This window comes from Clostridium sp. AUH-JLR23 (assembly GCF_964238065.1).
GTDB classification, from domain to species: Bacteria; Bacillota_I; Bacilli_A; order Erysipelotrichales; family Coprobacillaceae; genus Allocoprobacillus; species Allocoprobacillus merdigallinarum.
In genome coordinates this window covers 103,882-127,341 of record NZ_CAXSKY010000001.1, presented here as the reverse complement: position 1 = coordinate 127,341, position 23,460 = coordinate 103,882, and the positions used below count along the sequence as shown (strand labels likewise).

Annotated in this window: 25 protein-coding genes; 8 read left to right on the top strand and 17 right to left on the bottom strand. The window is 31.3% G+C overall.

From position 1 onward, the window contains the following. Positions 1-103 precede the first annotated feature (103 nt). Genes ACESR5_RS00715 through ACESR5_RS00705 form a run of 3 tightly spaced genes read right to left on the bottom strand, consistent with a single transcriptional unit; the run spans position 104 to position 2,567 of the window. Positions 104-1,186, bottom strand: coding sequence for a cell wall metabolism sensor histidine kinase WalK (locus tag ACESR5_RS00715; RefSeq protein ID WP_204209546.1), 1,083 nt, complete (start codon positions 1,184-1,186; stop codon positions 104-106). Next, positions 1,176-1,871 carry a VanR-ABDEGLN family response regulator transcription factor gene (gene vanR, locus ACESR5_RS00710; protein ID WP_087297414.1) on the bottom strand — a complete coding sequence of 232 codons (696 nt, stop codon included), beginning with the start codon at positions 1,869-1,871 and terminating at the stop codon, positions 1,176-1,178. The genes ACESR5_RS00715 and vanR overlap by 11 nt, the downstream gene beginning before the upstream one ends. A gap of 9 nt (positions 1,872-1,880) precedes the next feature. Beyond that, positions 1,881-2,567: a nitroreductase family protein gene (locus ACESR5_RS00705; RefSeq protein ID WP_373153766.1), complete on the bottom strand. Its 687-nt coding sequence runs from the start codon at positions 2,565-2,567 to the stop codon at positions 1,881-1,883. 161 nt (positions 2,568-2,728) lie between these two features. On the opposite strand from ACESR5_RS00705, the gene ACESR5_RS00700 reads away from it, so the two are divergent. Both ACESR5_RS00700 and ACESR5_RS00695 read left to right on the top strand, forming a co-directional pair. Then, positions 2,729-3,613, top strand: coding sequence for a MurR/RpiR family transcriptional regulator (locus ACESR5_RS00700; protein ID WP_087242712.1), 885 nt, complete (start codon positions 2,729-2,731; stop codon positions 3,611-3,613). 80 nt (positions 3,614-3,693) lie between these two features. After that, complete coding sequence (locus ACESR5_RS00695; RefSeq protein WP_087242714.1) at positions 3,694-4,893, top strand: MFS transporter; 1,200 nt, start codon at positions 3,694-3,696, stop codon at positions 4,891-4,893. A gap of 21 nt (positions 4,894-4,914) precedes the next feature. On the opposite strand, the gene ACESR5_RS00690 is transcribed toward ACESR5_RS00695, so the two are convergent. Next, positions 4,915-5,454 (bottom strand): phosphohydrolase, encoded by a 540-nt coding sequence (locus ACESR5_RS00690; RefSeq protein WP_373153763.1) that lies wholly within the window; start codon positions 5,452-5,454, stop codon positions 4,915-4,917. 223 nt (positions 5,455-5,677) lie between these two features. Then, a complete protein-coding gene (gene rbr / locus ACESR5_RS00685; protein ID WP_087242718.1) occupies positions 5,678-6,331 on the bottom strand; it encodes a rubrerythrin in 654 nt (217 codons plus the stop codon). A 243-nt stretch (positions 6,332-6,574) separates the two neighbouring features. On the opposite strand from rbr, the gene ACESR5_RS00680 reads away from it, so the two are divergent. The 3 genes from ACESR5_RS00680 to ACESR5_RS00670 are packed head-to-tail and all read left to right on the top strand — an operon-like array spanning position 6,575 to position 9,153. Then, complete coding sequence (locus tag ACESR5_RS00680; RefSeq protein ID WP_373153761.1) at positions 6,575-7,165, top strand: ECF transporter S component; 591 nt, start codon at positions 6,575-6,577, stop codon at positions 7,163-7,165. Between the two features lie 9 nt (positions 7,166-7,174). Beyond that, positions 7,175-8,368, top strand: a complete 1,194-nt coding sequence (gene coaBC / locus ACESR5_RS00675; RefSeq protein WP_373153760.1) for a bifunctional phosphopantothenoylcysteine decarboxylase/phosphopantothenate--cysteine ligase CoaBC — start codon at positions 7,175-7,177, stop codon at positions 8,366-8,368. Next, a complete protein-coding gene (locus tag ACESR5_RS00670; protein WP_087242724.1) occupies positions 8,362-9,153 on the top strand; it encodes a type III pantothenate kinase in 792 nt (263 codons plus the stop codon). The genes coaBC and ACESR5_RS00670 overlap by 7 nt, the downstream gene beginning before the upstream one ends. On the opposite strand, the gene ACESR5_RS00665 is transcribed toward ACESR5_RS00670, so the two are convergent. The 5 genes from ACESR5_RS00665 to ACESR5_RS00645 are packed head-to-tail and all read right to left on the bottom strand — an operon-like array spanning position 9,148 to position 14,760. Then, on the bottom strand, positions 9,148-10,416 hold the full coding sequence (locus tag ACESR5_RS00665; RefSeq protein WP_087935444.1) for a patatin-like phospholipase family protein: 1,269 nt from the start codon (positions 10,414-10,416) through the stop codon (positions 9,148-9,150). The two genes, ACESR5_RS00670 and ACESR5_RS00665, sit on opposite strands and share 6 nt — an antisense overlap. A 2-nt stretch (positions 10,417-10,418) precedes the next feature. After that, positions 10,419-11,861 carry a 4-alpha-glucanotransferase gene (gene malQ, locus ACESR5_RS00660; RefSeq protein WP_373153759.1) on the bottom strand — a complete coding sequence of 481 codons (1,443 nt, stop codon included), beginning with the start codon at positions 11,859-11,861 and terminating at the stop codon, positions 10,419-10,421. A gap of 10 nt (positions 11,862-11,871) precedes the next feature. Next, entirely contained in the window at positions 11,872-12,513 is a 642-nt protein-coding gene (locus ACESR5_RS00655; protein ID WP_087297422.1) for a lactate utilization protein, read from the bottom strand. An 11-nt stretch (positions 12,514-12,524) separates the two neighbouring features. Then, on the bottom strand, positions 12,525-14,534 hold the full coding sequence (gene feoB, locus ACESR5_RS00650; protein WP_373153758.1) for a ferrous iron transport protein B: 2,010 nt from the start codon (positions 14,532-14,534) through the stop codon (positions 12,525-12,527). Then, positions 14,527-14,760: a ferrous iron transport protein A gene (locus ACESR5_RS00645; RefSeq protein ID WP_087242734.1), complete on the bottom strand. Its 234-nt coding sequence runs from the start codon at positions 14,758-14,760 to the stop codon at positions 14,527-14,529. The genes feoB and ACESR5_RS00645 overlap by 8 nt, the downstream gene beginning before the upstream one ends. A 117-nt stretch (positions 14,761-14,877) precedes the next feature. Between ACESR5_RS00645 and ACESR5_RS00640 the strand changes: the two genes are divergently transcribed. Further along, positions 14,878-15,399 (top strand): cysteine hydrolase family protein, encoded by a 522-nt coding sequence (locus tag ACESR5_RS00640; RefSeq protein WP_087297424.1) that lies wholly within the window; start codon positions 14,878-14,880, stop codon positions 15,397-15,399. 92 nt (positions 15,400-15,491) lie between these two features. Here the strand turns inward: ACESR5_RS00640 and ACESR5_RS00635 are convergent, their stop codons facing one another. The 4 genes from ACESR5_RS00635 to ACESR5_RS00620 are packed head-to-tail and all read right to left on the bottom strand — an operon-like array spanning position 15,492 to position 18,300. Beyond that, a complete protein-coding gene (locus ACESR5_RS00635) occupies positions 15,492-15,950 on the bottom strand; it encodes a gamma-glutamylcyclotransferase family protein (RefSeq protein ID WP_191341149.1) in 459 nt (152 codons plus the stop codon). Beyond that, positions 15,950-16,591, bottom strand: a complete 642-nt coding sequence (gene pcp, locus ACESR5_RS00630; protein WP_087242740.1) for a pyroglutamyl-peptidase I — start codon at positions 16,589-16,591, stop codon at positions 15,950-15,952. Before pcp ends, ACESR5_RS00635 begins: the two co-directional genes overlap by 1 nt. A 12-nt stretch (positions 16,592-16,603) precedes the next feature. After that, complete coding sequence (locus ACESR5_RS00625; protein WP_087935441.1) at positions 16,604-17,623, bottom strand: DUF979 domain-containing protein; 1,020 nt, start codon at positions 17,621-17,623, stop codon at positions 16,604-16,606. Continuing rightward, positions 17,623-18,300, bottom strand: coding sequence for a DUF969 domain-containing protein (locus tag ACESR5_RS00620; protein ID WP_087242744.1), 678 nt, complete (start codon positions 18,298-18,300; stop codon positions 17,623-17,625). The genes ACESR5_RS00625 and ACESR5_RS00620 overlap by 1 nt, the downstream gene beginning before the upstream one ends. 240 nt (positions 18,301-18,540) lie before the next feature. On the opposite strand from ACESR5_RS00620, the gene ACESR5_RS00615 reads away from it, so the two are divergent. After that, on the top strand, positions 18,541-19,605 hold the full coding sequence (locus ACESR5_RS00615; RefSeq protein ID WP_373153756.1) for a branched-chain amino acid aminotransferase: 1,065 nt from the start codon (positions 18,541-18,543) through the stop codon (positions 19,603-19,605). A 333-nt stretch (positions 19,606-19,938) separates the two neighbouring features. Continuing rightward, positions 19,939-20,211, top strand: coding sequence for an MFS transporter (locus ACESR5_RS00610; protein ID WP_373153831.1), 273 nt, complete (start codon positions 19,939-19,941; stop codon positions 20,209-20,211). Between the two features lie 9 nt (positions 20,212-20,220). Here ACESR5_RS00610 and ACESR5_RS00605 read toward each other — a convergent pair whose 3' ends face one another. The 3 genes from ACESR5_RS00605 to ACESR5_RS00595 form a co-directional block, all read right to left on the bottom strand. Further along, positions 20,221-21,558, bottom strand: a complete 1,338-nt coding sequence (locus tag ACESR5_RS00605) for a citrate synthase (protein WP_373153755.1) — start codon at positions 21,556-21,558, stop codon at positions 20,221-20,223. Between the two features lie 74 nt (positions 21,559-21,632). Further along, positions 21,633-22,406, bottom strand: coding sequence for an HAD-IIB family hydrolase (locus tag ACESR5_RS00600; RefSeq protein WP_087935436.1), 774 nt, complete (start codon positions 22,404-22,406; stop codon positions 21,633-21,635). A gap of 23 nt (positions 22,407-22,429) precedes the next feature. After that, entirely contained in the window at positions 22,430-23,443 is a 1,014-nt protein-coding gene (locus tag ACESR5_RS00595; protein WP_129736390.1) for an AI-2E family transporter, read from the bottom strand. Positions 23,444-23,460: the final 17 nt, after the last annotated feature.

Here is a 23,460-nt window from a genome sequence, read left to right as displayed (position 1 = left end):
ATTTTTATTTTGACAACTTCAGTTTATCAAAATAACAAATGCTCTTTTTTAATATTTCAATATAATCTTCTTATCATTCTATTAATAAAATCTTACAATTTTCTTACAATAAAGGGATCAAGACTTTAAAAATGATTTTTTCATCATAGCTTTCCACCTGAATCTGACCATGATGCTGTTCAATAATCGCTTTAGAAATAGAAAGTCCTAAACCTGCACCACCCGTATGAGAAGCACGTGAACTATCCAGTCGATAAAATTGTTCAAAGATATGATCAAGCTTTGCTTGAGGAATTGTATTTCCCTGATTTTCAAAAGTAAACTCATAACCTTTTTCACTTTGCAAAAGAGTTATATGAATGACTGTATTTTCAAAGCTATAATTCACTGCATTTTTTAAAAGGTTATCAAAAACTCTTTGCATTTTTTGAACATCACATTTCATTTCCAGTAAACGTGGAGCATCCAGTTCACATTGTAAGTTCTTATCCTTGAACATGGGTTTAAATTCATATATCAATTGTTCTAATAATCTCACGATATCAATACGCGAAAGCTCTAAAGCCTGTTGTGTCAGATTGAAACGTGTAATTTCAAAAAATTCATTAATTAAATCTTCTAATCTTTCTGCCTTATCCAAAGCAATCTCAACATAATGATCATGGGATTGTTGAGGAATATCTTTTTCATCTTTTAAAATTGTTAAATAACCAATCATAGAAGTTAAAGGCGTTTTTAAATCGTGGGCCAAATAAACAATCAAATCATTTTTCTTCTGTTCAGCCATTTTGGCAGCCTGTTCATTGAGTTCAATATCTGCTTTTGTCTGATTTAATAAATCATTGACATCTCTTAATTCATCATGTTCCAAATGAATCAGATGTAAATGACGATCATTAATATTTTGAACACCTTGAATCACATCTTCTAAATAAGCATAGGGTTTCCTTAATTCAAAAAAGACAATTACCAGATAACCAATAATTAATAAGATGGGCAAGAAAATAACAAGTCCATCCTGAATAAACAATAGAAAACGATACAAAGGATCTGATGCATACCATGTGATTTGTGACGCTAAATTCCAGGCAATCAAAATAATGACAAACAAAACACAGGTATAAATAATGGCGAATCCAATAATTCGTAACATTGCTTTTTTTAATAACTCATTTTTACTTTTCAATTTGATACCCCACTCCCCAAACCGTTTTAATAAATTTAGGTTTTTTTGTTGACTCCTTGAGTTTTTCTCTTAATCTGGCAATATGCGCCATGACTGTATTATTGTTATCAATGTATTTTTCTTTCCATACTGCTTCAAACAATTCTTCACTCGATACAACTTTGCCCTGCTTTGAACATAAATACCATAAAATTTCAAATTCAATAGGTGTCAAATCCAATAATTCATTATATAAATAACACTTATGTGTTTCTTTATTAATAACCAGCCCTCTAATATCATATTCTAAAATGTCTTGAGGCTGTGTCGTTGCATTATATCTTTTATAACGTCTCAGTTGTGTTTTCACTCGAGCCACAACTTCTAAAGGATTAAATGGTTTTGTAATATAGTCATCCGCACCTAATGTTAACCCCATAATTTTATCCATGTCTTCTACTTTAGCCGTTAACATAATAATTGGGAAAAAATAATGTTCTCTAATTTTCTGACAGATTTGAAAACCATCAATATCAGGTAACATCACATCTAAAACAGCGATATCAATTTCTTCTTTTTCAATGCACCTGATCGCATCCTGTCCATTATAAAATTTATAAACTTCAAACCCTTCATTACATAAATAAAATTCCAAAAGATCTGCAATTTCTTTTTCATCATCTACAACTAATATTTTATCTGCCATTTTAATCACCTATCTTTGATCATCTTCATTGTCCCATTGAAAATGATTTTTTCCTGCACCTATTTCAAAATGATATTTCACAATACCTAAATCTAATTTTGTATAAAAACCTATTCCTCTTTTCACTTTCACTTTTCCATTTTCAAAAGCAAACTTAAATTTCTGTTGATTCATAGCAGTTGGGGCCAATAATGCATAACGAACGCCTTCATAAAACCATTGTGGAAGATTTTCCTCTGTTTCTATAACATCTTTCATATCTTTGCTTCGTCTAGCCACTCCTTGATTTTCACCATAACCAATTGAAATCACAGCCACTATTTTCTCATCAGAATCAAAATGAAGCACTTCTGGAATTTTTTTATAAGTTAAAGCAACCCAACATGTATTTAAACCAAGATGTTGTGCTAATAAAACAAGATGCTCTCCATAATAGCCACATTTTTCCTGTAAATCAGGACTATTCTTCTTACCTATTAAAGCAATATAATGTTGAACACCCTTAAACTTACCATAATGAGCCAGCTGACTTTGAAAAGCACGCGGTTCATTGAGAATCAACTGAATGTTCAAATCACCCTCCTGATTACATTTTTCAATTTGTTTTTCTAATATTTGTGTTTTTTCATCATCAATGGGTTTATCTAAATATTGACGAACACTATGTCGTTTTTCTACTGCTTCTTTGATATCCATTATGAATCTCCTTTCATCCATTCATCAATACTGATTCTATTCTAACACAAAGCATCATAAAATACTTCAAAAATATAACAAACATCATTTTTCATAATAAGAGTAAAAATCATCACTTCTATGAAACAAAGTTTCATGGTATACTAGGATTGGTGATAAAAATGAGTATAATGACACAATTAGAATTTGAACTGGAATTCTCTCAATCAGAAAAACAAATTGCAAAATACATTTTAAATCATGGTGAAGAAGTTTTAAGTATGTCAGTCAAAGAACTGGCAAAAGAAACATATACTTCTCCTGCGACCATTGTCAGACTCTGTAAAAAAATAGGTTTAGAAGGTTATAATGATTTTAAAATCAAATATTCTGCTGAATTACAATATGATTTACATCATACGGATCGTATTGATGTCAATTTTCCTTTTTCTAAAGATGACAGTTATCCTATGATTTGTCATAAGTTATCTTCTCTTTATCAGGAAGTCATTGCAGATACAATTAAACTTATTGATTTTACTGAATTAAATAAGATTGTTGATTTATTATATCCCCATCAGCATATTGATATTTATGGTTCTGGTAATTCCTTATTAGCAGCTATGAGTTTTCAACATAAGATGATGCGTATTTCCAGAGATGTCAATTTAAGAATTTTACATGGTGAACAGGTCTTTATGTCCTATAATTCCAATTCCTCACGTATTGCGATGATTATTTCTTATTCAGGAGAAACCAATGAAAATATTCAGATTGCTCAAACCTTAAAAGAAAACAATACACCCATCATTGTTTTAACATCGGTTGGTGATAACCGTTTATCTCATTATGCAGATTATATTTTAAATATTGGTTCTAGAGAAAAGATTTTTACGAAAATAGCTCCTTTTGCTTCACAGATTTCTATTGAATATCTCTTTAATGTCATTTTCTCTTGTATTTTTCAAAAAGACTATGAACAGAATATTCAAAATAAAATTAGTTATGATAAAAAGAATGATTTTCGTCATCCCTTATCTAGTCCAGTGAGTGATGAAATAAAGTAATTTCATAATATGAAAAAAAGCATGTTTCAATACTTTTTTTGTTATGATTGAAAAAAACAAAAGTTATGGAGGGTGAATCAATGAAATCTTTACAAATGAAATATAATGGATTACAAATTCTTTTCTGGTTATCCTATTTAGCTATTTATGGTTATGTGGCTATATTTTTACAATACCGTGGTTTATCCAATACGGATATTGGGATAGTGACAGGTGGTGGAGCTATTTTGTCCATCTTTTTATCTCCATTTATCTCATCCCTTTTATCACGCATCAAAGGTTTATCTATTAACAAACTGATTTTCACCCTATACCTGATCATGATTGTCATCTTTACTGTCTTAACAATCATCACTTCACCTATTTTTCTCATTATGATTTTATATGTTTTCCTATTAAGTCTGATTGCTGCAATGGTTCCTCTATTTTCTACAATATGTATGAATTACTTAAAAGATGGTCAATATATCAATTTTGGTTTAGCTAGAGGACTAGGCTCTATCTCTTATGCTGCGGGAGCTATTATTGTTGGTCAGCTGATTGATTTTTTTAATCCAACAGTCATTGCATTTGTCTATGCAATTGCCAGTATCGCTTTATTAATTCTTCTTTATACAATGCCACCCTATCAAATTCAAGAAGAAACAACGACAAAAAATCAGGAAAATATATTCTCTGTTATTAAAAAATATCGTATATTTTTCTTCATTCTTGTAGCTTTTACATTCATGTATGCTGCTTCAACAGCCTTATCAACTTATTTAATTAATATTGTTAAAAATCTTGGTGGAAACACTTCATTATATGGAATTGCTGTCTTTTGTATGGCTGCCAGTGAAATGCCAATTATGTCCATCACTTATCGTTTATTAAAAAAATACCGTTCTGAAACATTACTTTTAGCGAGTGCTTTCTTCTATGTTTTGCGTAATTTGACAATCTGTTTAGCACCTCATTTGATTGTCTTATTGATAGGTATGATGTTCCAGGGATTATCTTTTGGACTCTTTACTGCAACCATCACTTATTATGTCAATGATCATCTTGATGAAAGTGATCAAATGATGGGACAAACAATGATTGCGATGATGTCAACAGGATTAGGATCATCAATAGGAAATATCTTTGGTGGTATATTACAAGATAGTTTAGGTTTAAATAGTATGCTTATCTTTGTATGTGGATTGACTTTGATTGGATGCTTCATTATGTTTATGACATTGAAAAATAAAGTTGGTTTAGGACATCGTCCTTTAATCAAGTCTACGAAAAACAGCTAATGATTTGATTTCATTAGCTGTTTATTTTATATTTGATAATCTTTCAAATAATTCTAAGAATTCTTTTTCAACATCATGGTGATGTCTTTCTGCAAAACATGGTTGACTTTTTAATAAACAAGTCGGCTTTGATTGATACTCCATCAATGTATATAGTTCATAAGCTAACATATCATCATCTATCCTTTTGATTTTTAAAAGGTCTTCGTCTTTTAATTCTGAAAGTTTATACTTTTCAAAAATAACTTTCATCCATTGACTTTCAATATCCTCATAAAGCTTTAAATGCTGTTTAACTGGTCTAATAATATCTGATATATAAGCTTCACTGGCATCATGTAATAAACAGGCCAGTGATAGACGAGAATCCTGATATCGAAGAAATGCTTCTTGAGCACAGTTAAGGCTATGTTGTGCTACAGAATAAAACATTTTTAAATGACCGCCACCACGACATAATAAGCTTAATGCATGCGCAATGTCTTTGATATCTATATCATCTTTTGTAAATGCAAGAGGATTAATTTTTTTACCTGTATATGTATGCATATATGAATTCATAGAACCACCTCTAAAAAGACTGATATTTGTCTTCCCTTATCAAAAAATCTTCTTTGAAAAGCAAACCATCATCAAAATAATTGTTGACAAATTGATTTTTTAACATATCACTTTCACCTTCTTTAAAAACCATTGCTTTGCGTATCCTATTATATATGACATAGTATGAAGTCGCAATAGAAACAAAAAGTGATGAGAAATTCTCATCACTTACCAGATTAGATTAATAATTTTCAGTCATTCTTTCGAAATATGCTTTTGGATAACCGCATGTTGGGCATCTTTCAGGAGCTTCTTCTCCTTCATAAATGAAACCACATTGTCTACATTTCCATCCTTTTGGAGCATCTCCTTTGAATGTTTTTCCTTCTTTATAATTTTTTAATAATCTTAAATAGCGTGCTTCATGTGATCTTTCAACTTTACCGACATTTTCAAACTTAATAGCTAATTCTTCAAAACCTTCTTCTCTTGCTTCTTGAGCCATACGTTTGTACATATCAGTCCATTCTTCATTTTCTCCAGCAGCAGCATCTTCTAAGTTTTGATCAGTTGAACCAATACCATGGAATTCCGCAAACCACATTTTTGCATGTTGTTTTTCCTGGTTAGCTGTTTCTTCAAAAATAGCAGCAATTTGTTCTAAACCTTCTTTTCTTGCCATTTCAGCAAAATAAGTATATTTATTTCTTGCTTGAGATTCACCTGCAAAAGCTTCCATTAAATTCTTTTCAGTTTTTGTTCCAGCATATTTAGATTTCTTTTCTTCTTCAACTTTTTCAAATTGACTTGCTGGAGCTTTACAGATTGGACATTGTTCTGGAGCTGTTTCTCCTTCATGAACATATCCACAAATTTTACAAATCCATTTTGACATTTTCTTTTTCCTCCTTGTTCATCTATCTTCATTATACACCTTAAAAATAATAAATCAAGGACTTTTTTAATAATAGTAATTATTATTAATAATATTATACATTGCTTTTAAGAAGATAACCATGTATAATGTGAAATGAAAAAAAGAATATCGTCAGTAGTGACTTTTATCAAGCACTAACTTTTCTTTTTTAAACTTATGAAAACGTCGTATTCTATGATAGAAATGACAGTGGAGGTACAAATGAATAAACAAAAAACTAAGAATCTTGCATTCATGTCGCTTTTTATTGCCATTGAAATTTTAATGGTTATGGTTCCTTTTCTAGGTTTTATTCCTATTGGTCCATTACGTGCCACAACTTTGCATATTCCTGTTATTATTGCAGGGATTGTCTTAGGGAAAAATAAAGGTGCTCAAGTTGGTCTGGTTTTTGGCTTATCAAGTCTATTTATAAATACAATTCAGCCAACCATTACATCTTTTGTTTTCTCACCATTTATAAGTGGTTCATTTTGGAGTTTAGTGATTGCGATCATTCCTAGGGTCTGTATTGGATATGTTGCCGGAATGATTTATGAAGAATGGAAAAAACATCCTATATTAGCAATGAGTCTAGGTTCTTTTTTAGGTGCAATGACAAATACAATTCTTGTATTGGGTGGTATTTATCTTTTCTTTGGAAATCAATATGCTTCAGCTTTAGGCATGACATTTTCAAAATTGATGCCCTATCTTCTCACAATCATTGCGACAACTGGTTTATTAGAAGCTATTGTTGGAACAATTATTTCTGTTATTGTTTCACGTATTTTAATTCAAATTAAGAAATAAGGTGAAAAAATGTCAAAAAAAATAATTATTGGTATTACAGGAAGTGTTGCGGCTTTTAAAAGCATACAGCTCATTAGTGATTTAGTGAAACAGGGATATCAGATTGAAGTCATGATGAGTGAAAGTGCTACACGTTTTGTGACTCCTGTTTGTATTCAGTCGCTGACAAAACGTAAAGTCTATGTGGATACATTTGATGATGAAAATCCAGCTATCATTACTCACGTAGATATTGTCAAAGATGCTGACTTATTTATGGTTGTCCCTGCCAGTGCTCATACGATTGCAAAACTGGCATACGGTATGGCTGATAATATGCTAACAAGTGCTTTTTTAGCTGCCACATGTCCAAAACTCATTGCGCCTGCAATGAATGTTCATATGTATGAAAATCCAATCACACAAAAGAACATGCAGTTATTAAAAGAAACAGGTGTTGTTTTTGTAGAACCTATCTCAGGATTATTAGCCTGTGGTGATACAGGAAATGGAAAACTGGCAGATGAAGACACTTTATTAGAAATGATTGATTATATGTTAGCACCAAAAACACTTTCAGGTAAAAACATATTAATCAGTGCTGGACCTACACAGGAAAGTCTGGATCCTGTTCGTTTTATTACCAATCACTCAAGTGGTAAAATGGGCTATGCGCTTGCGAAAGCTGCTTTCCAATTAGGGGCCAATGTCACGCTTGTCAGTGGACCTACGCATCTCAAAAAGCCACATGGAGTCAATGTTATTGATGTGATCAGTGCAAACGATATGTATCATCAAATCATTCAGCGTGTTAAAGAATATGATTATATGATTATGTCTGCTGCTGTGGGTGACTATGCCTGCAATGAAATAGCTGACGAGAAAATCAAAAAGCATACTGATACACTCACATTGGAACTTCATAAAAACAAAGATATATTATTAGAAATTGGGAAAAGACGTTTAGCATCTCAGGTGATTTGTGGTTTTGCGATGGAAACAAGTCATCTTATTGAAAATGCTCAAATGAAGCTACAAAAGAAAAACTGCGATATGATTGTGGCTAATCATTTAAAAACAGATGGCGCAGGTTTTCAAGGAGATACCAATGTCGTCAGTATTTTAACACAGCAAGATGTCACAGATTATCAAAAGATGTCTAAACAGGAATTAGCTTACATTATCTTAAATCAAATGAAAAAGCTGGAGGAAGAAAAATGTTAATTGTTATTGATATTGGAAATACAAATATTACAATGGGAATCTATCATCAAGATCAGTTAATTGGAACTTATCGTTTAACAACAAAATTCCAAAGAACATCTGATGAATATGGATTTATGTTATTATCTTTTTTGAGCGCTTCTTCAATATCTGCTGATGATATTCAAGATATTATTATTAGTAGTGTTGTACCAAAAATCAACTATTCATTTACTAACTGTATCAAAAAATATTTACATAAAAATCCTATCTTTATTGGCCCAGGTGTCAAAACTGGTATTGATATTCGTATTGATAATCCTTCAACTTTAGGTGCTGACCGTCTGGTTGATGCCGCTGGTGCTTATTATACTTATGGTGGTCCTTGCCTCGTTATTGATTTTGGGACTGCTACAACTTATGATGTTGTGAGTGAAAAAGGAGAGTTTTTAGGTGGAGCAACTGCTCCAGGAATAGGCATTTGTGCAAATGCATTGTCTTCTCAGGCAGCTAAACTTCCTGAAATTGAAATTCAAAAACCAGAACGAGTGATTGCTAAAAATACTATCAAAAGTATGCAGGCTGGTGTCTTCTTTGGATATATCGGACAAACGGAATATTTGATTAAACAAATCAAAAAAGAATATCAGCAAGATATGAAAGTCATTTCAACTGGTGGTTTAGGAAGAATGATTGCTAAAGAAACAGATTTCATTGATATTTATGATGCTGATCTTACATTTAAAGGTCTTAAAATCATTTATGATAAAACAAAAAAGAATTTATATGAAAAACAAGGTTTATAATGAACCTTGTTTTTCTTCTATATATATCATTTTAATCAATTGAGCTATAACATATTGTTTATCAAATAATGTCATCAATCTTTCATTTCCAATTTTATCATGTTCAGGATAAAGCAGAAAATGTAGAATGATGCCTACAATTCCTTTATTATTCATATGTTTAAGAATGTGCAAATCACCATTTAATAAAACAGAAAAATCTTTTTGCAGATATTCTTGAAAATCTTGCAGTAAATCATGAACGAATATGTCAAACTGATAAACATAACTCTCATCACGTCCTAAAATTTCACAGATCCAATCGAGTAAAATATATAAATAATCTTCTTTTTGTAAAGGCTCTTGGAAATGTGCCTCTAGAAACTGCTGATAAAGATGATCTTGACTACTACTTTTTGTATATTGACGTATATATCTTTCTGTCAATAAAATATTTTGATAAGTTTTTTCAAATAAGACAGTTTGAAATGGTAAAAATGTATATTTATGACCAACATACTTGTTCATTGCTTTTTGACCCTGCTGATATCCTAAACGTAGTGAACGTTGAATAGATTCTTTAGAAAAATCCATAAATCCACTGAGTTCAACAGTTGGATACGTATAATGAATATGAGGACGATGCAAATAATGGGAATGCTTAACAGGATAACTCATATCAATGACTAATACTTCATCTGCTCCCATAGCTAAAGCTAAATCAATGGGAACATTATCATAATACCCTCCATCAATATACGCCTGATCTTGAAAGCGATGAATAGGAAACAATGGAAAACAAGAGGCACTGGCTAATAAATAATCATAAATATGTTGACGTGGCATTTCTTCTTTTGTTATATACAAGGGTTTGAGTGATGGAAATTGTACTGTACATAATCCAAAATCAATTGATGATTGAAGAAGTTTATCTTCATTTAATAACTGGCGTATCAAATGTTTTAAAGGTGTAATATCAGCACCTTTTTCTTTCATATAATTCTTAAAAAATGAAATAACCAGATGTGATTGATCAAGCATATGATCAAAATCAAAACTCAAATCTGGTAAGCCCCCTTCAAAAACATCTTTTTCTTCAATATTTTCCCATAAATGCAAGAGAACATCTATATCCTTTTGCGCTAACAAACAGGCATTTAAAGCTCCTATAGATGTTCCCGTTACTATCTGATAATCCATTTGCGCTTCATGAATAGCTTTTATAAACCCAGCTTCATAAGCACCCTTGGCTCCTCCTCCAGCGAAAACAATTGCTTTTTTCAAAATTAATCTCCCCTTTTGCTCTCTTTTATCATATGAGAGAACTGTTCTAAATAGACATCAAATTCCTGAAAATCTGTTAAATGATATTCCCAGTTAGGAGAACCAATTTTCCCTGGTACATTAAAGCGACAAGATGTATCTTTGCCCATCAAATCCCAAAATGGAATAATAACTTCTTTGGCATCTAAATCTAAACAATAATTTAAGATTTTCTGATACATATGTTTTTGTGAATAATCTTGTAATAGTTCTTCTAATTTTTTATATTCATCTTCATCTAAAGTATTGAGCCATCCAACTAAAGTATCATTATCATGTGTTCCACTATAAACAACAACTTTTGAAAAATCAAAATCATAGGCATAATGGAACTGAAAAACATACATTCCTTTAAGATGATAGTAATCTCTTAATTGATAAACTTCATCACGCAAATCACCCAAATCTTCAGCTAAAATAGACAAATGATCAATTGATGAATACAGAGTATCAAATAAATCATAACTTGGTCCTTCAACCCACTCCCCGATAACAGCAGTTGGTTCACTCGCTGGAATTTTCCAATACGTATCAAATCCCCTGAAATGATCAATTCTGACACGATCATACATTTGTTGACTCGCTTTCATACGCTCAACCCAAAAAGCATAATGATGTTGTTTTAAATAATCCCAATTATAAATAGGATTTCCCCAACGTTGTCCAAATTTACTAAAATAATCAGGAGGTACACCTGCTACAAATGAAGGTGTTCCATCTTCTTCTAGTAAAAAGCATTCTCTATTTTGCCAGACATCTGCCGAATCTAATCCTACATAAATAGGCATATCTCCAATAATTTCAATATTTTTTTGGTGCGCATAATCTCTGAGTTGTTGCCACTGTAAGAAAAAGAAATACTGTAAGAAAATTTGATAATCAATATCCTTAGTAAACGGCAATAATGAAAAAGATTGATCATATTGATAATTTTTATATTCTTCTGGCCATTCAACCCATGAACGTTCATGATGATGTGATTTAAAAACTCTAAAAATAGCATAAGAATAAAGCCATGACTTATTTTTTTCAACAAATTTCTGATATTGCTGATCACCGTGAAAACGTGAAAATGCCAAACGATAATATGCTTGTTTTTGTTTTCTTACCTTTGCATAATCTACATATAAACTCTGTTGATTATCAATGTGAACTTCATCAGGATATAATAACCCTGCTTCAATAAAAGCTTCGATATCTAAATAAATTTCATCACCAGCATGACTTGATAAAGGCTGATATGGGGAATGACCATATCCTAATGGATTTAATGGCAGTATCTGCCAAATTTCAAGATGTGCTGCGGCTATTTTATCAATAAATTGATATGCATTTTGACCAAAATCTCCTACTCCATATACACTAGGCAATGCTGAAATAGGAAATAATATACCTGTTTTCTTCATAACTCTTCACCTAATAACCTATATTTTCCTCAATAATAATGACATGAATACGATTTTTTTGTCCCTGATAAGCAAGTTTAACGTAACTGCTGCAAATACGTTCGTCACTTAAACAATCCTGACATTGTCCTAACTTTGTACAAGGTGTATGCTTATGCAATCGTAAAGCATTAGCTGGTGCACTATATTGACGTATATGTTCAATCGCTTCCTGTTCATTCGCACAGATTTTATTTATTCCAGCAATAACATAAACATCTTTAGGACCAAAGATCATTGCTGCTACACGATTCCCTGTACCATCTATATTATATAAACATCCATCCATTGTCAAAGCATTAGTTCCTGTAATAAATATATCTGCCAATAGCCCTTCTCTTAAACGTTCTTTCACTTGTTCTTGAGATAATCCCATTTCATAACGATCTATAAACTGTACATCACTTTCCCTTATCAAATCAATAATTCCTAATTGTGATAATGTGACACTTCCTCCTACAGCAACTTTCTTTTGATCCTTTAAAACAGTTCTTAAATATTGTTTTAATTCATTTTCATCCTTGACAATCATACATGACATCTGATTTTTTTCAAAAGCCTTTATTAACTGATTTTCTTTCATACGTAATAATGTTTGATAATTTTCTTCCATTTTTTATCCTCCTATAATAGCAATTGTCCTAACTGATAGATAACAAACGCAACCAGATATGCCATTCCGGTTTGAAACATGACTGTTAAAATTGCCTGAGGCCATGAACGTAATTCACGTTTTGTTGCAGCAAAAGCAGCAACACAAGGCATATATAAAACGGTAAAAACTAAAAATGTAAAAGAACTTAATGGTGTAAAAATGCCAATTAATGCTTGATTTAAAGCTGCTGTTGAAGAAGATTGTGTTAAAACAGTTAAAGTAGAAACAACTGACTCTTTTGCAGTAATACCTGTCATTAAAGCTGTTGAAGCACGCCAATCATTAAAACCAAGTGGTGCAAAAATAGGTGATACAAATGAACCGATTGCAGCTAAAATACTTTGCGAACTGTCTGTGACAAAATCAAAAGTAAAACTAAAACTTTGTAAAAACCATATCACAATAGAAGCCATAAAAATGATAGTAAAGGCTTTATGGATAAAATCCTTTGCTTTATCTAAAACATTTAAATAGACATTTTTTAAAGTTGGAATACGATAAGCTGGAAGCTCCAATACAAATGGAACAGGTTCACCAATAAATATCGTATTTTTCAATAATAAAGCAGAAATAATAGCGACTAAAATTCCAATACAGTAAATGCTTATCATGACTATTGCTGCTTTATGAGGAAAGAAAGCCGCAATAATCATTCCATAAATAGGCAGTTTCGCACTACAAGACATAAATGGCGTTAAAATAATTGTCATCTTACGATCTCGATCACTGGATAAGGTACGTGTTGCCATAATAGCTGGAACACTGCATCCAAAACCAATTAACATAGGTACAAAAGAACGTCCTGATAATCCTATTTTTCTCAACGCCTTATCCATGACAAATGCAACACGTGCCATATAACCGCTATCTTCCAGCATTGATAAAAAGAAAAACAAAATCACAATCACTGGTAGAAATGATAATACGCTTCCAACACCTGCCAAAATACCATCTCCAACTAAAGAACGTAACCAAAAAGCAACATCATATTGTTCTAGAAGGCGAATGATCATATTTGAAAATTCTCCAATAATAGAATCCATTAAATCTTGTAATGGTGCTCCAATAAGTGAAAATGTCAAATAAAAGATCAACAACATAATAAGAATAAAAATAGGAATTCCTAAATATTTATGTGTCAATAAACGATCAATTTTCTCAGAACGAATTTGTTCTTTTGTTTCACTTTCTATAAAAACAGTTTGCTTACATACATCTTCAATAAAAGAATAACGCATATCAACAAGTGCTGCCTCACGGTCTGTTCCTGCTTCTTCTTCCATCTTCTGTAAAATATGCTCAATAATATGACGATCTCCCTGATCAATATGCAATTGATCAAACATCTCATCATCACCTTCGATAATCTTTGTCACACAATAACGTAAAGGCAACTGTAAAGATTGTGCACTCTGTTCAACGATATGTGATATAGAATGAATAGCTTTATGCACAACACCATGACAAATATCAATATGTTGTGATGGCTTATCTAAATTATTTTCAATAGCCGTTATAACATCTTCAATACCTTCATTTTTACTTGCTGAAATAGGAACAATATCCATTTCTAAACGTTCCTTTAAGCCATCAATATCAATGCTATTACCACTCGTAATCACTTCATCCATCATATTTAAAACCAGAATCATAGGAATATTTAATTCTAATAATTGAGTTGTTAAATAAAGATTTCGTTCCATATTCGTTGCATCAATAATGTTAATAATTAAACATGGTTTTTCTTCCAATAAATAACGAATAGAAACGATTTCTTCAGCTGTATAAGGTGATAATGAATAAATACCAGGTAAATCTATTAATTCTAATTCATCTTTATGTTTTTTTATGAATCCTGTTTTTTGTTCAACAGTAACGCCAGGAAAATTCCCAACATGCTGAGAAGAACCAGTCAAAGCATTAAATAATGTTGTCTTCCCACAATTTTGATTACCAATTAAAGCAATTTTTTTACTCATCATCAACCACCCTCACTTCAATCAAGGCAGCATCCTCTTTCCTCAAAGTCAAAACATAGCTTCTTAAATAAACTTCTATTGGATCCCCCATAGGTGCCACTTTCCTGATTTTCACTAATGTATGGGGTGTTAAACCCATTTCTAATAAGCGTCTTCTCAAAAGTCCTTTACCATTAACAGATACAATCTGTACCAATGTTTGAGGACTCATCTGATCTAATGTCATACTCTCACCTCACCTACCTACCCATTATAACGCATTTTTTAAACAATGAAAATATTATCTTTTTCAATATCATTGACATGCTTCAAACAAGCAGTAAAATAATATTGAGGTGAAAACATGAAAAAATTATTAATTGTTGTTGATTTTCAAAATGACTTTGTGACTGGTAGTTTAGGATTTGATGAAGCTCCTCAACTAGAAAATCATATTGTCCATTTAATTCAGACATTCCAACAAAATCATGATGATATTATCTATACAATGGATACACATCAAACAAATTATCTACAGACTTATGAAGGATTGCATCTTCCTATTGCCCATTGTATAGAAAATACACCAGGATGGCAGTTATATGGAAAAGTGAAAGAATTATTAAGTGACTGTACCTGCTATAAGAAAGAAACATTTCCATCTTTAGAAATGGCTAATGATTTAAAAAATAAAGAATATGAAAGTGTTACTTTAGTTGGACTTGTTTCTCATATTTGTGTTTTATCGAATGCGATCATGGTCAAATCCGCTTTACCTGACACGCCCGTACGTGTAGATTTAAAAGGTTGTGCCAGCAGTGATCAAATCACTCATCAAAAAAGTATTGACGTTATGAAGTCTTTACAAATAGAAATAATTGAATAGTAAAAACCACGCCATGAATTGAACTTTTAGAGTTCATTCAAAGGACGTGGTTTTTTACATTTATAATAGACTTGTTTCAATATAAACACTCTTTAATAAAACATATCTTCATCATCAAATAAATTTTGTGAATTTAATTTTTTCTTTTGCATATATTGAACATAATCATGTTCTAGGATATCTTTACCTAAAAGATTGACATTCATAGGATTATCCATATTAAACTCATAAACATATGCTTGATCTTTAACTTTTCCATCATTATCTAAAATATCCATATAAATTTTATTATATTCATTATTTTGACAATCTTCACCAAAATAGCTTTCTAACTCATCAAGATGAGCTAAAGTCTGATCATTAACATCATAAACTTCACCAAAAATCATATCCTGACCTTCACATAAATAAGCAGGATAAATTTTACCAATAATTGTCATTAAACTACCTTTTATATAACCATGACCACAATATGTTGCTTGATCTTTTAAATAAATGTCATAATTATACATACCTTGTCTTAAAGTTCCATATACAAATACTTTTGCCATTAATGTGTCGCTCCACCTGTTACTTTTAAATCTTCTTTAGTATCTACAATAGCTTCAATAGCTGCGCATAAACCTTCTACTATAGTTGATAAACTCATGCTTGCAGTGTTTGCTCTTTCAATAACTTGTTCTGGTAAAAATGGAATATGTATAAATCCACTTCTTTTCCCTGGATATTTCGTTTCAATTATGTGTCTAACTCCATATAACACATGATTGCATACAAATGTCCCTGCCGTATTAGATACTGCAGCTGGTATATTCTTTTCACAAATTCGTGCAACCATGGCCTTTATTGGTAAATTAGAAAAATAAGCTGCAGGTCCATCTTCAAAAACAGGTTCATCAATAATCTGTTGCCCAGCATTATCAGGAATACGGCAATCATCAATATTAATTCCAATTCTTTCAACAGTGATAGCTGTACGTCCTCCAGCCTGGCCAATAGATAAAACAACATCTGGATCATATTTAGCAATTGCTTCATCAATGACCTTTAAAGATTGATGACAAATGGTTGGAATTTCTAATTTTATAATCTGAGCTCCTGCAATTTCATCAGGCAATAATTTTACAGATTCAATCGCGGGATTAATTTTATCTCCACCAAATGGGTCAAAACCAGTCACTAAAATTTTCATCTTTTATACCTCCTAAAATGCTAAGACAAGCATTAATACAATATGAATAACAATCATGATCATAGCCATTGGAAGCTGTGATTTAATAACAGCCCATTTTTGATCTTTTGTTTCTAAAACGGCACAAGGAACAATATTGAAGTTTGCTGCCATTGGCGTTAATAGTGTACCACAATATCCAGCTGTCATACCTAAAGCAGCTACAATTGATGGATCTCCACCTTGATTAATAACAAATGGAATCCCAATACCAATGGTAATAACGGTAAATGCCGCAAAAGCATTACCCATAATCATTGTAAAGATAACCATACCTAAAACATAAACAATAACACCAATCACAATATTACCAGATGGGATAACACTTGAAATAATGTTTGAAATAACATCTCCAACACCTGCTTCATTAAAAACACTTCCTAAAGCTCCTAACAACTGTGGTAATAAACAAGAAGCTCCTACTTGCATTAATAAACGTGATGTATCACTACGTGTTTCAGATAATTTTGGTTTACAAATGATCATCGCTAAAACAAGTGCTACAAGACATGCAATTCCTGTCATAACGGCACCATCTAATGCAGTTGGATTTCCTGCACTGCTACCAAATGAAAATAATTGTAAAGTAAAGAAATTACTTAATTTCAAGAAAAATGTCTGTGCTGTTTCAGCATTATATTGAATTAATGATAAAATTAAAGCCATAACCCCAATAGAAACAGCAGGAATAAAGATTTTATTTCCTAATTTTTCACTCGCTTGTTGACGGAATTCATGAGTTGATTCTGTAAATTCACCCATTTTCACCTGATTTGTTGCTGTTAAGCATCCCATAACAACAAGCATAGCTCCAATTAAAACATTAGGAAGTAATTTTCCTAACATAAAAATGACACCTAATAAAGCCCAGAATAATGTTGTTCCTACTTTTGCTTCTTTATTACGTGTTGCACGATAAGCAGTATCAAAACTTACAAATGCACATAAAACATAGAAGAATTCAGGAAGATAGATTGTTAAAAAGTCTAACATTATTTATTTCCTCCCTTCTTGATTTTTCTGTCATATAAAAAGACTTGAACAAATGTTAATGCTACAGAAATAACCGCAATATATATAGAAGCCGTTGCAATGGATGCAAGAGTCACTTCTGTAAATCCTGCTTCAGCCATTGTTCCATACATCAAAACAACACCACTGGCAGCTGGGAAACAGTTTTGTGCAAAGAAGTTTCCATAGTTTTCTACTGCAGAAGATAATCCTTTTAATGATTCTTCTTCTTTTTCATCTAACTCTCCACCTTTAACTTTTTCACCTGCTGCTTGAGCCATTGGATAAATTAATGGTCTTACAAACTGTACAACCCCACCAATTCTAATATTTAATGCAGAAGCAATAGTACGAATAACAGAGTAAATCGCTAAGACTTTTCCAGCCGATGCATTTTTTATTTTACCAATTAAATATGCAGCTCTTTCTTTTAAACCATATCTTTCGATAATCGCAATAACTGGGAAAATAATTAAGAAAATTGACATTAAACGATTAGAAACAAAAGAACTTCCTAAGATTTCTAATATTTCAATAAAACTCATTCCAGAAACTAAACCAGTCACAATTCCTGAAATAATAACAGTCGCTAAAACATCTAATTTTAAGGCAAATCCTACAACGATGATAACGATTCCAATCAGTGTTATATACTCCACAAATACACTCCCTTTCAAAATATTAACAGAAATATTATATATGATTTTTCTATTTCTTGCAACTCAATGTCCTTTTCACTAAAATTGTTCATTACCATTTTATACCAATATAACAATTTTTTATAAACAAATTTATGAATTATAGAAAATATAACGTTTTTTCATTATTTCATTTCAAAAAAACATTGTATACAACTTTAAAAAAGAGTATAATTTCTTTAATCAAAAAGGGGGATTTTTATGGAAATAAGAATTGAAAAAGCACAAACTTTAAAAGAAAAACCTAATCAAGATCAGTTAGGTTTTGGAAAATATTTTACTGATCATATGTTCATTATGGATTGGGATAAAGATCAAGGTTGGCATGATGCACGCATTGTCCCTTATGGACCCATTCCAATGGATCCAGCCACAATGGTTTTACACTATGCTCAAGAAACATTTGAAGGATTAAAAGCTTACCGTAATCCAAATGGCGATATTTTACTTTTCAGACCAGAAATGAATGGAAAACGTATGATTAATTCTAACAAACGTCTATGTATGGCTGAACTTCCTGAAGATATGTTTGTAGAAGCGGTTGAAGCCATTGTTAAATTTGAACAAGATTGGATTCCAACTGCACCAGATACATCTTTATATATTCGTCCATTTATGTATGCTTCTCAACCAGGCGTTGGGGTACATCCTGCTGACAGTTATCGTTTCATCATCATTCTTTCACCAGTAGGTGCTTATTATCCTGAAGGTGTAAACCCAGTAAAAATTTGGGTTGAAGATGAATTTGTCAGAGCGGTCAAAGGTGGTACCGGTTTTACAAAATGTGGTGGAAATTATGCTGCCAGCATTGCTGCACAAGTCAAAGCTGAACAGAACGGATATACACAGGTTCTTTGGTTAGATGGTGTTCATAGAAAATATGTTGAAGAAGTTGGAACTATGAATGTCATGTTCCTTATTGATGATACCGTTGTGACAGCGGCGCTTGAAGGTTCTGTCTTACCTGGTGTGACAAGAGATTCTATTATACATATCTTAAAAGATATGGGATATAAAGTAGAAGAACGTGATTTAAGTATTGATGAACTCATGGAAGCGGGTCGTACTGGTCAATTAAAAGAAGCATGGGGAACGGGTACAGCTGCTGTTATTTCTCCAATTGGTGAACTTTGTTATAAAGGTGAAAAAATAACGATTCATGACTTTAAAACAGGTCCTCTCACACAAAAACTTTATGACACTCTAACAGGTATTCAATGGGGGCGTCTTGAAGATAAATATCATTGGACAAAAGTTGTTAAATAATGAATATATAGAGATTTGTTTAAACAAACTTTTACATTTTAAAAATGATTTTGCTATAATATCAACGTTATCGAGCAACGAAAAGGTGTAAGTCCAGATTATGGACTTATGCCTTTTTTGTCATTTAAAGGAGGAATATATTTTACAATTGTGGCTGTCATGTTATTCTTAACAAGAATTTTCATAGGAAAAGTGGCCAATCAAAAAGAGGAAGTTATCTTTGTTTACACATGTCATATGTGTATGTTTATTGCATTATTCCTGATAGCTTTCATTCCTCATAACATCACTTTTCTTCTTTCAGCAGCTCTTTCTGGTTATGTCTTTGGATGAATTGAACCCGCCTTACAGTCTATGTCCGTGAGTATTGCACCACCTCAAAGAAGAGGTGCAGCCAATTCAACATTTCTATGTGCTTATGATATGGGAATTGGTTTAGGTGGAAGAATCGCTGGTGTTTTGATTGATATGATTGGATATAATTATATGTTTGCTATCATTGCTATAGCAAATATTTTATCTATTCTTATTTATATTGCTATTGGCCAAAAGCATCCATCATCATTAACTTATCGTTTAAAAATGCAAAAAGAAAAGCAAGCTTAGACTTGCTTTTTATTTACGTTTTTCAACTGGCTGATAGTCTTTTAATGTCCCAACATATTTTGTAGCTGGTCTGATAATACGGTTTGAATATAATTTGTTTTCTACATTATGTGCGATCCACCCTACTGTTCTTGCAACAACAAATAATAATGTATAAAGATCACTCGGTATATTCAACATATTGTAAACAAGCCCACTATAAAAGTCGACATTCGTACAGACATGGATTCCTTTTTGTTGATAAATTTCTTGAACAGCAATTTCACCAAAACGTTTATAAAATAAATATTCCTGATAACGCCCTTTTTCAATGGCTAATTCCTCACAGATTTGACTTAACATCTCACTACGAGGATCACTTAATGTATAAACAGCATGTCCAATTCCATAAACAAGACCACTGCCATCATTGAAATCTTTATCCAAAATACGATTAATAATCATTTTTATTTGATCATCAGTTGCATCTAATGATATTTCTTCAATAACGTTTTCCATTTGTTTTTTTACAGCTAAATTTGCTCCTCCATGACGTGGTCCTTTTAAAGAGCCAATAGCTCCTGCTACTGAAGAATATATATCTGTTCCTGTTGAAGAAATAACAACATTGGTAAATGTAGAGTTATTTCCTCCACCATGGTCCGCATGTAAAACCAATGCAATATCTAAAGCTTCTGCTTCTTTTTGAGTAAATTTTCCGTCATTTCTCAATAAAGATAAAATCGTTTCAGCAATACTTAAATCTTTTTGAACATGATGAATAACCAGACTCTTTTCATCAAAATAATGAACTTTTGTCTGATATGTATAACAGACAATACTTGGAATCTTAGCCAATAAATCAATTCCCTTATTAAGAGTTTCTATTATACTTGTATTATCAGGATCATCATCATAACCATATAACATCAATACTTCCTGCTGTAATTTATTCATTAAGTTTTTAGCTGGAAATCCTAAGATATTGGCCTCTAAATAATGTGGAGGCAATTCATAACGATCACTTAAAACTTTTTTGAATTTTTCAAACTCATCATATGAAGGCAAATAACCAAAAAGAATTAAAAAACACACTTCTTCAAATAAATATCTTTTCTCTTTTCTTTGACCATTTATAATGTCGTCAACATTAATACCACGATAATAAAGACTTCCATAATCATCTGTTTTTTCTCCATCTTGGATTTTATATCCAACAACATCAGAAATTTTAGTTAATCCAACCAATACTCCTGTACCATCTTCATTACGTAAACCTTTTTTCACAGAATAAGTTTGATAAAGTTCATTATCTATATGATTTTCAACTAAGGACTTTTCAAAAAAATCTTGGATTTGATCATTCATAGATTCTCACCCCTTTTTCTATATTAAGTCCATTATATCACTATTTTGTATAATTGTATACAATAAATAGATATTTAAATCCATCCAAAATATTGACAGGCATATTCAATACCATCTTCATAACTTGCTTTTGTAATAAAGCTCGCTTTATCTTTCAATTCTTGACAGGCATTTCCCATTGCAATTGATGTCCATTCTGGTTTAAACATAATCAAATCATTATAATCATCCCCAAAAACAACGACATCTTCAGCTTGACCATGAACATACTCTAACATTTTGAAAATACCTTCATCTTTAGCATCATGCTGATATGTTAAATATTCTTTCATAAAACGAATATGTCCAATTGAATCAAGAAGTGTTAATTCATGTTCATGCTTTTCATCCACAGCAATATAAATTTTATAATAATCTTGAATATCCTGATAAGTTAATGATGAATCAAAGAAATATCTAGTTGGTTCTTTTCTATATCCAACCTGTTGAATAAATAATTCATCATTCATAATAACATCAATACTATCATTAGGTGAAATAAGAAGTCCAAATCCTTTTTGATGAGCTTCCTGACATAACGCAATAGCTTTTTGACGATCCAAAGGTTTATTTTCAATAAGCTGATCATTCATTGTAATAGCAGCGCCTCCATTACTTACAATATGGTGAAATCCTGCTTCTTTCGCAAATTCTTTTGTTTTATAATAAGCTCTTCCTGTCGCAATACATACAAAATGACCATTGTCCTGTAATTTTTTGATTGTTGTTTTTGCACTAGGTATCAATTCACCTGTTTGCTTATTTGTAAGTGTTCCATCTATATCAAAGAAAAAATATTTTTTATTCATAACCATCACCTTCCTAAAGTTTATTATATCAAATCCTCACTTTTATGAAAATACTGATAAATAAAACTCATATGAATGGGTGAAAGAATAACGCCAGCTATACCAAAAAAATGAATATGCAGAACCATAGATACCAATAATAAAAAAGCAGGAATTTTCATTTCTTTATTCATGATATGTGGTTCAAGAAAACTACGTATCATATTAATAATCAGATATAAGCAAAATAAATAAATTGCCTTCATATATGCCCCTTGAAATAAATATAAAACCATCATAGGTATTAAAATAATTCCAATTCCAATAAATGGCAAACTGTCCAGCAAACAAATTGTAAAAGCATAAAGTAACGGTGAATCAATCTTTAAAATAAGAAAAGCAATCAATAAAATTAAAAATGTTACAAACATTAAAATAATCTGACATTTCATGTAAATCCATAAACTTTTTAAGACTCTATTTTTAAACTTTACAAGTTGAAAACATGTCTTTTTTTGTAAGAGTCGTAAAAAACAACCTTTCATATCTTCATAATCTAAAACAAGAAAAAATGTAGAAATCACAAATATGAAGAAAGATAAAAGAAATGAAGGAATAGATTTAATAAAAGATGATGCAAAAGATATGAAATCAAGCATATTCTGATTAATCCAGTTTTGAAAGATGATTACAAAATCTTGTGGTACAAAAGAAAAGATATTTTCTAAAAGTTTTGTTATTTTATATATAAAGGGTAAAAAAATAGAATCATAATACACAGGCAATTGTTGAAAAAAGTGGACACATAAACAAAATAAAGCTGTTATTAATATGCCCAAAAGGAATGCTAAAGCAAGATAAATAAATAGTAGCAAAGAAATACCTATAGCACTTTTTTGTAATGGAATATACTGTTGAATACGATCAATCAATGGCTTTAAAACAAAAAAACAGAGAATAGCTAATATAAATGGAAAAAGCAAAGAAAACATATATTTTAAAATAATAATATATATTAATAAACCAAACCCAATGATAAGGTATTGTTTTTTATCCATAGACTCACCTATTCATT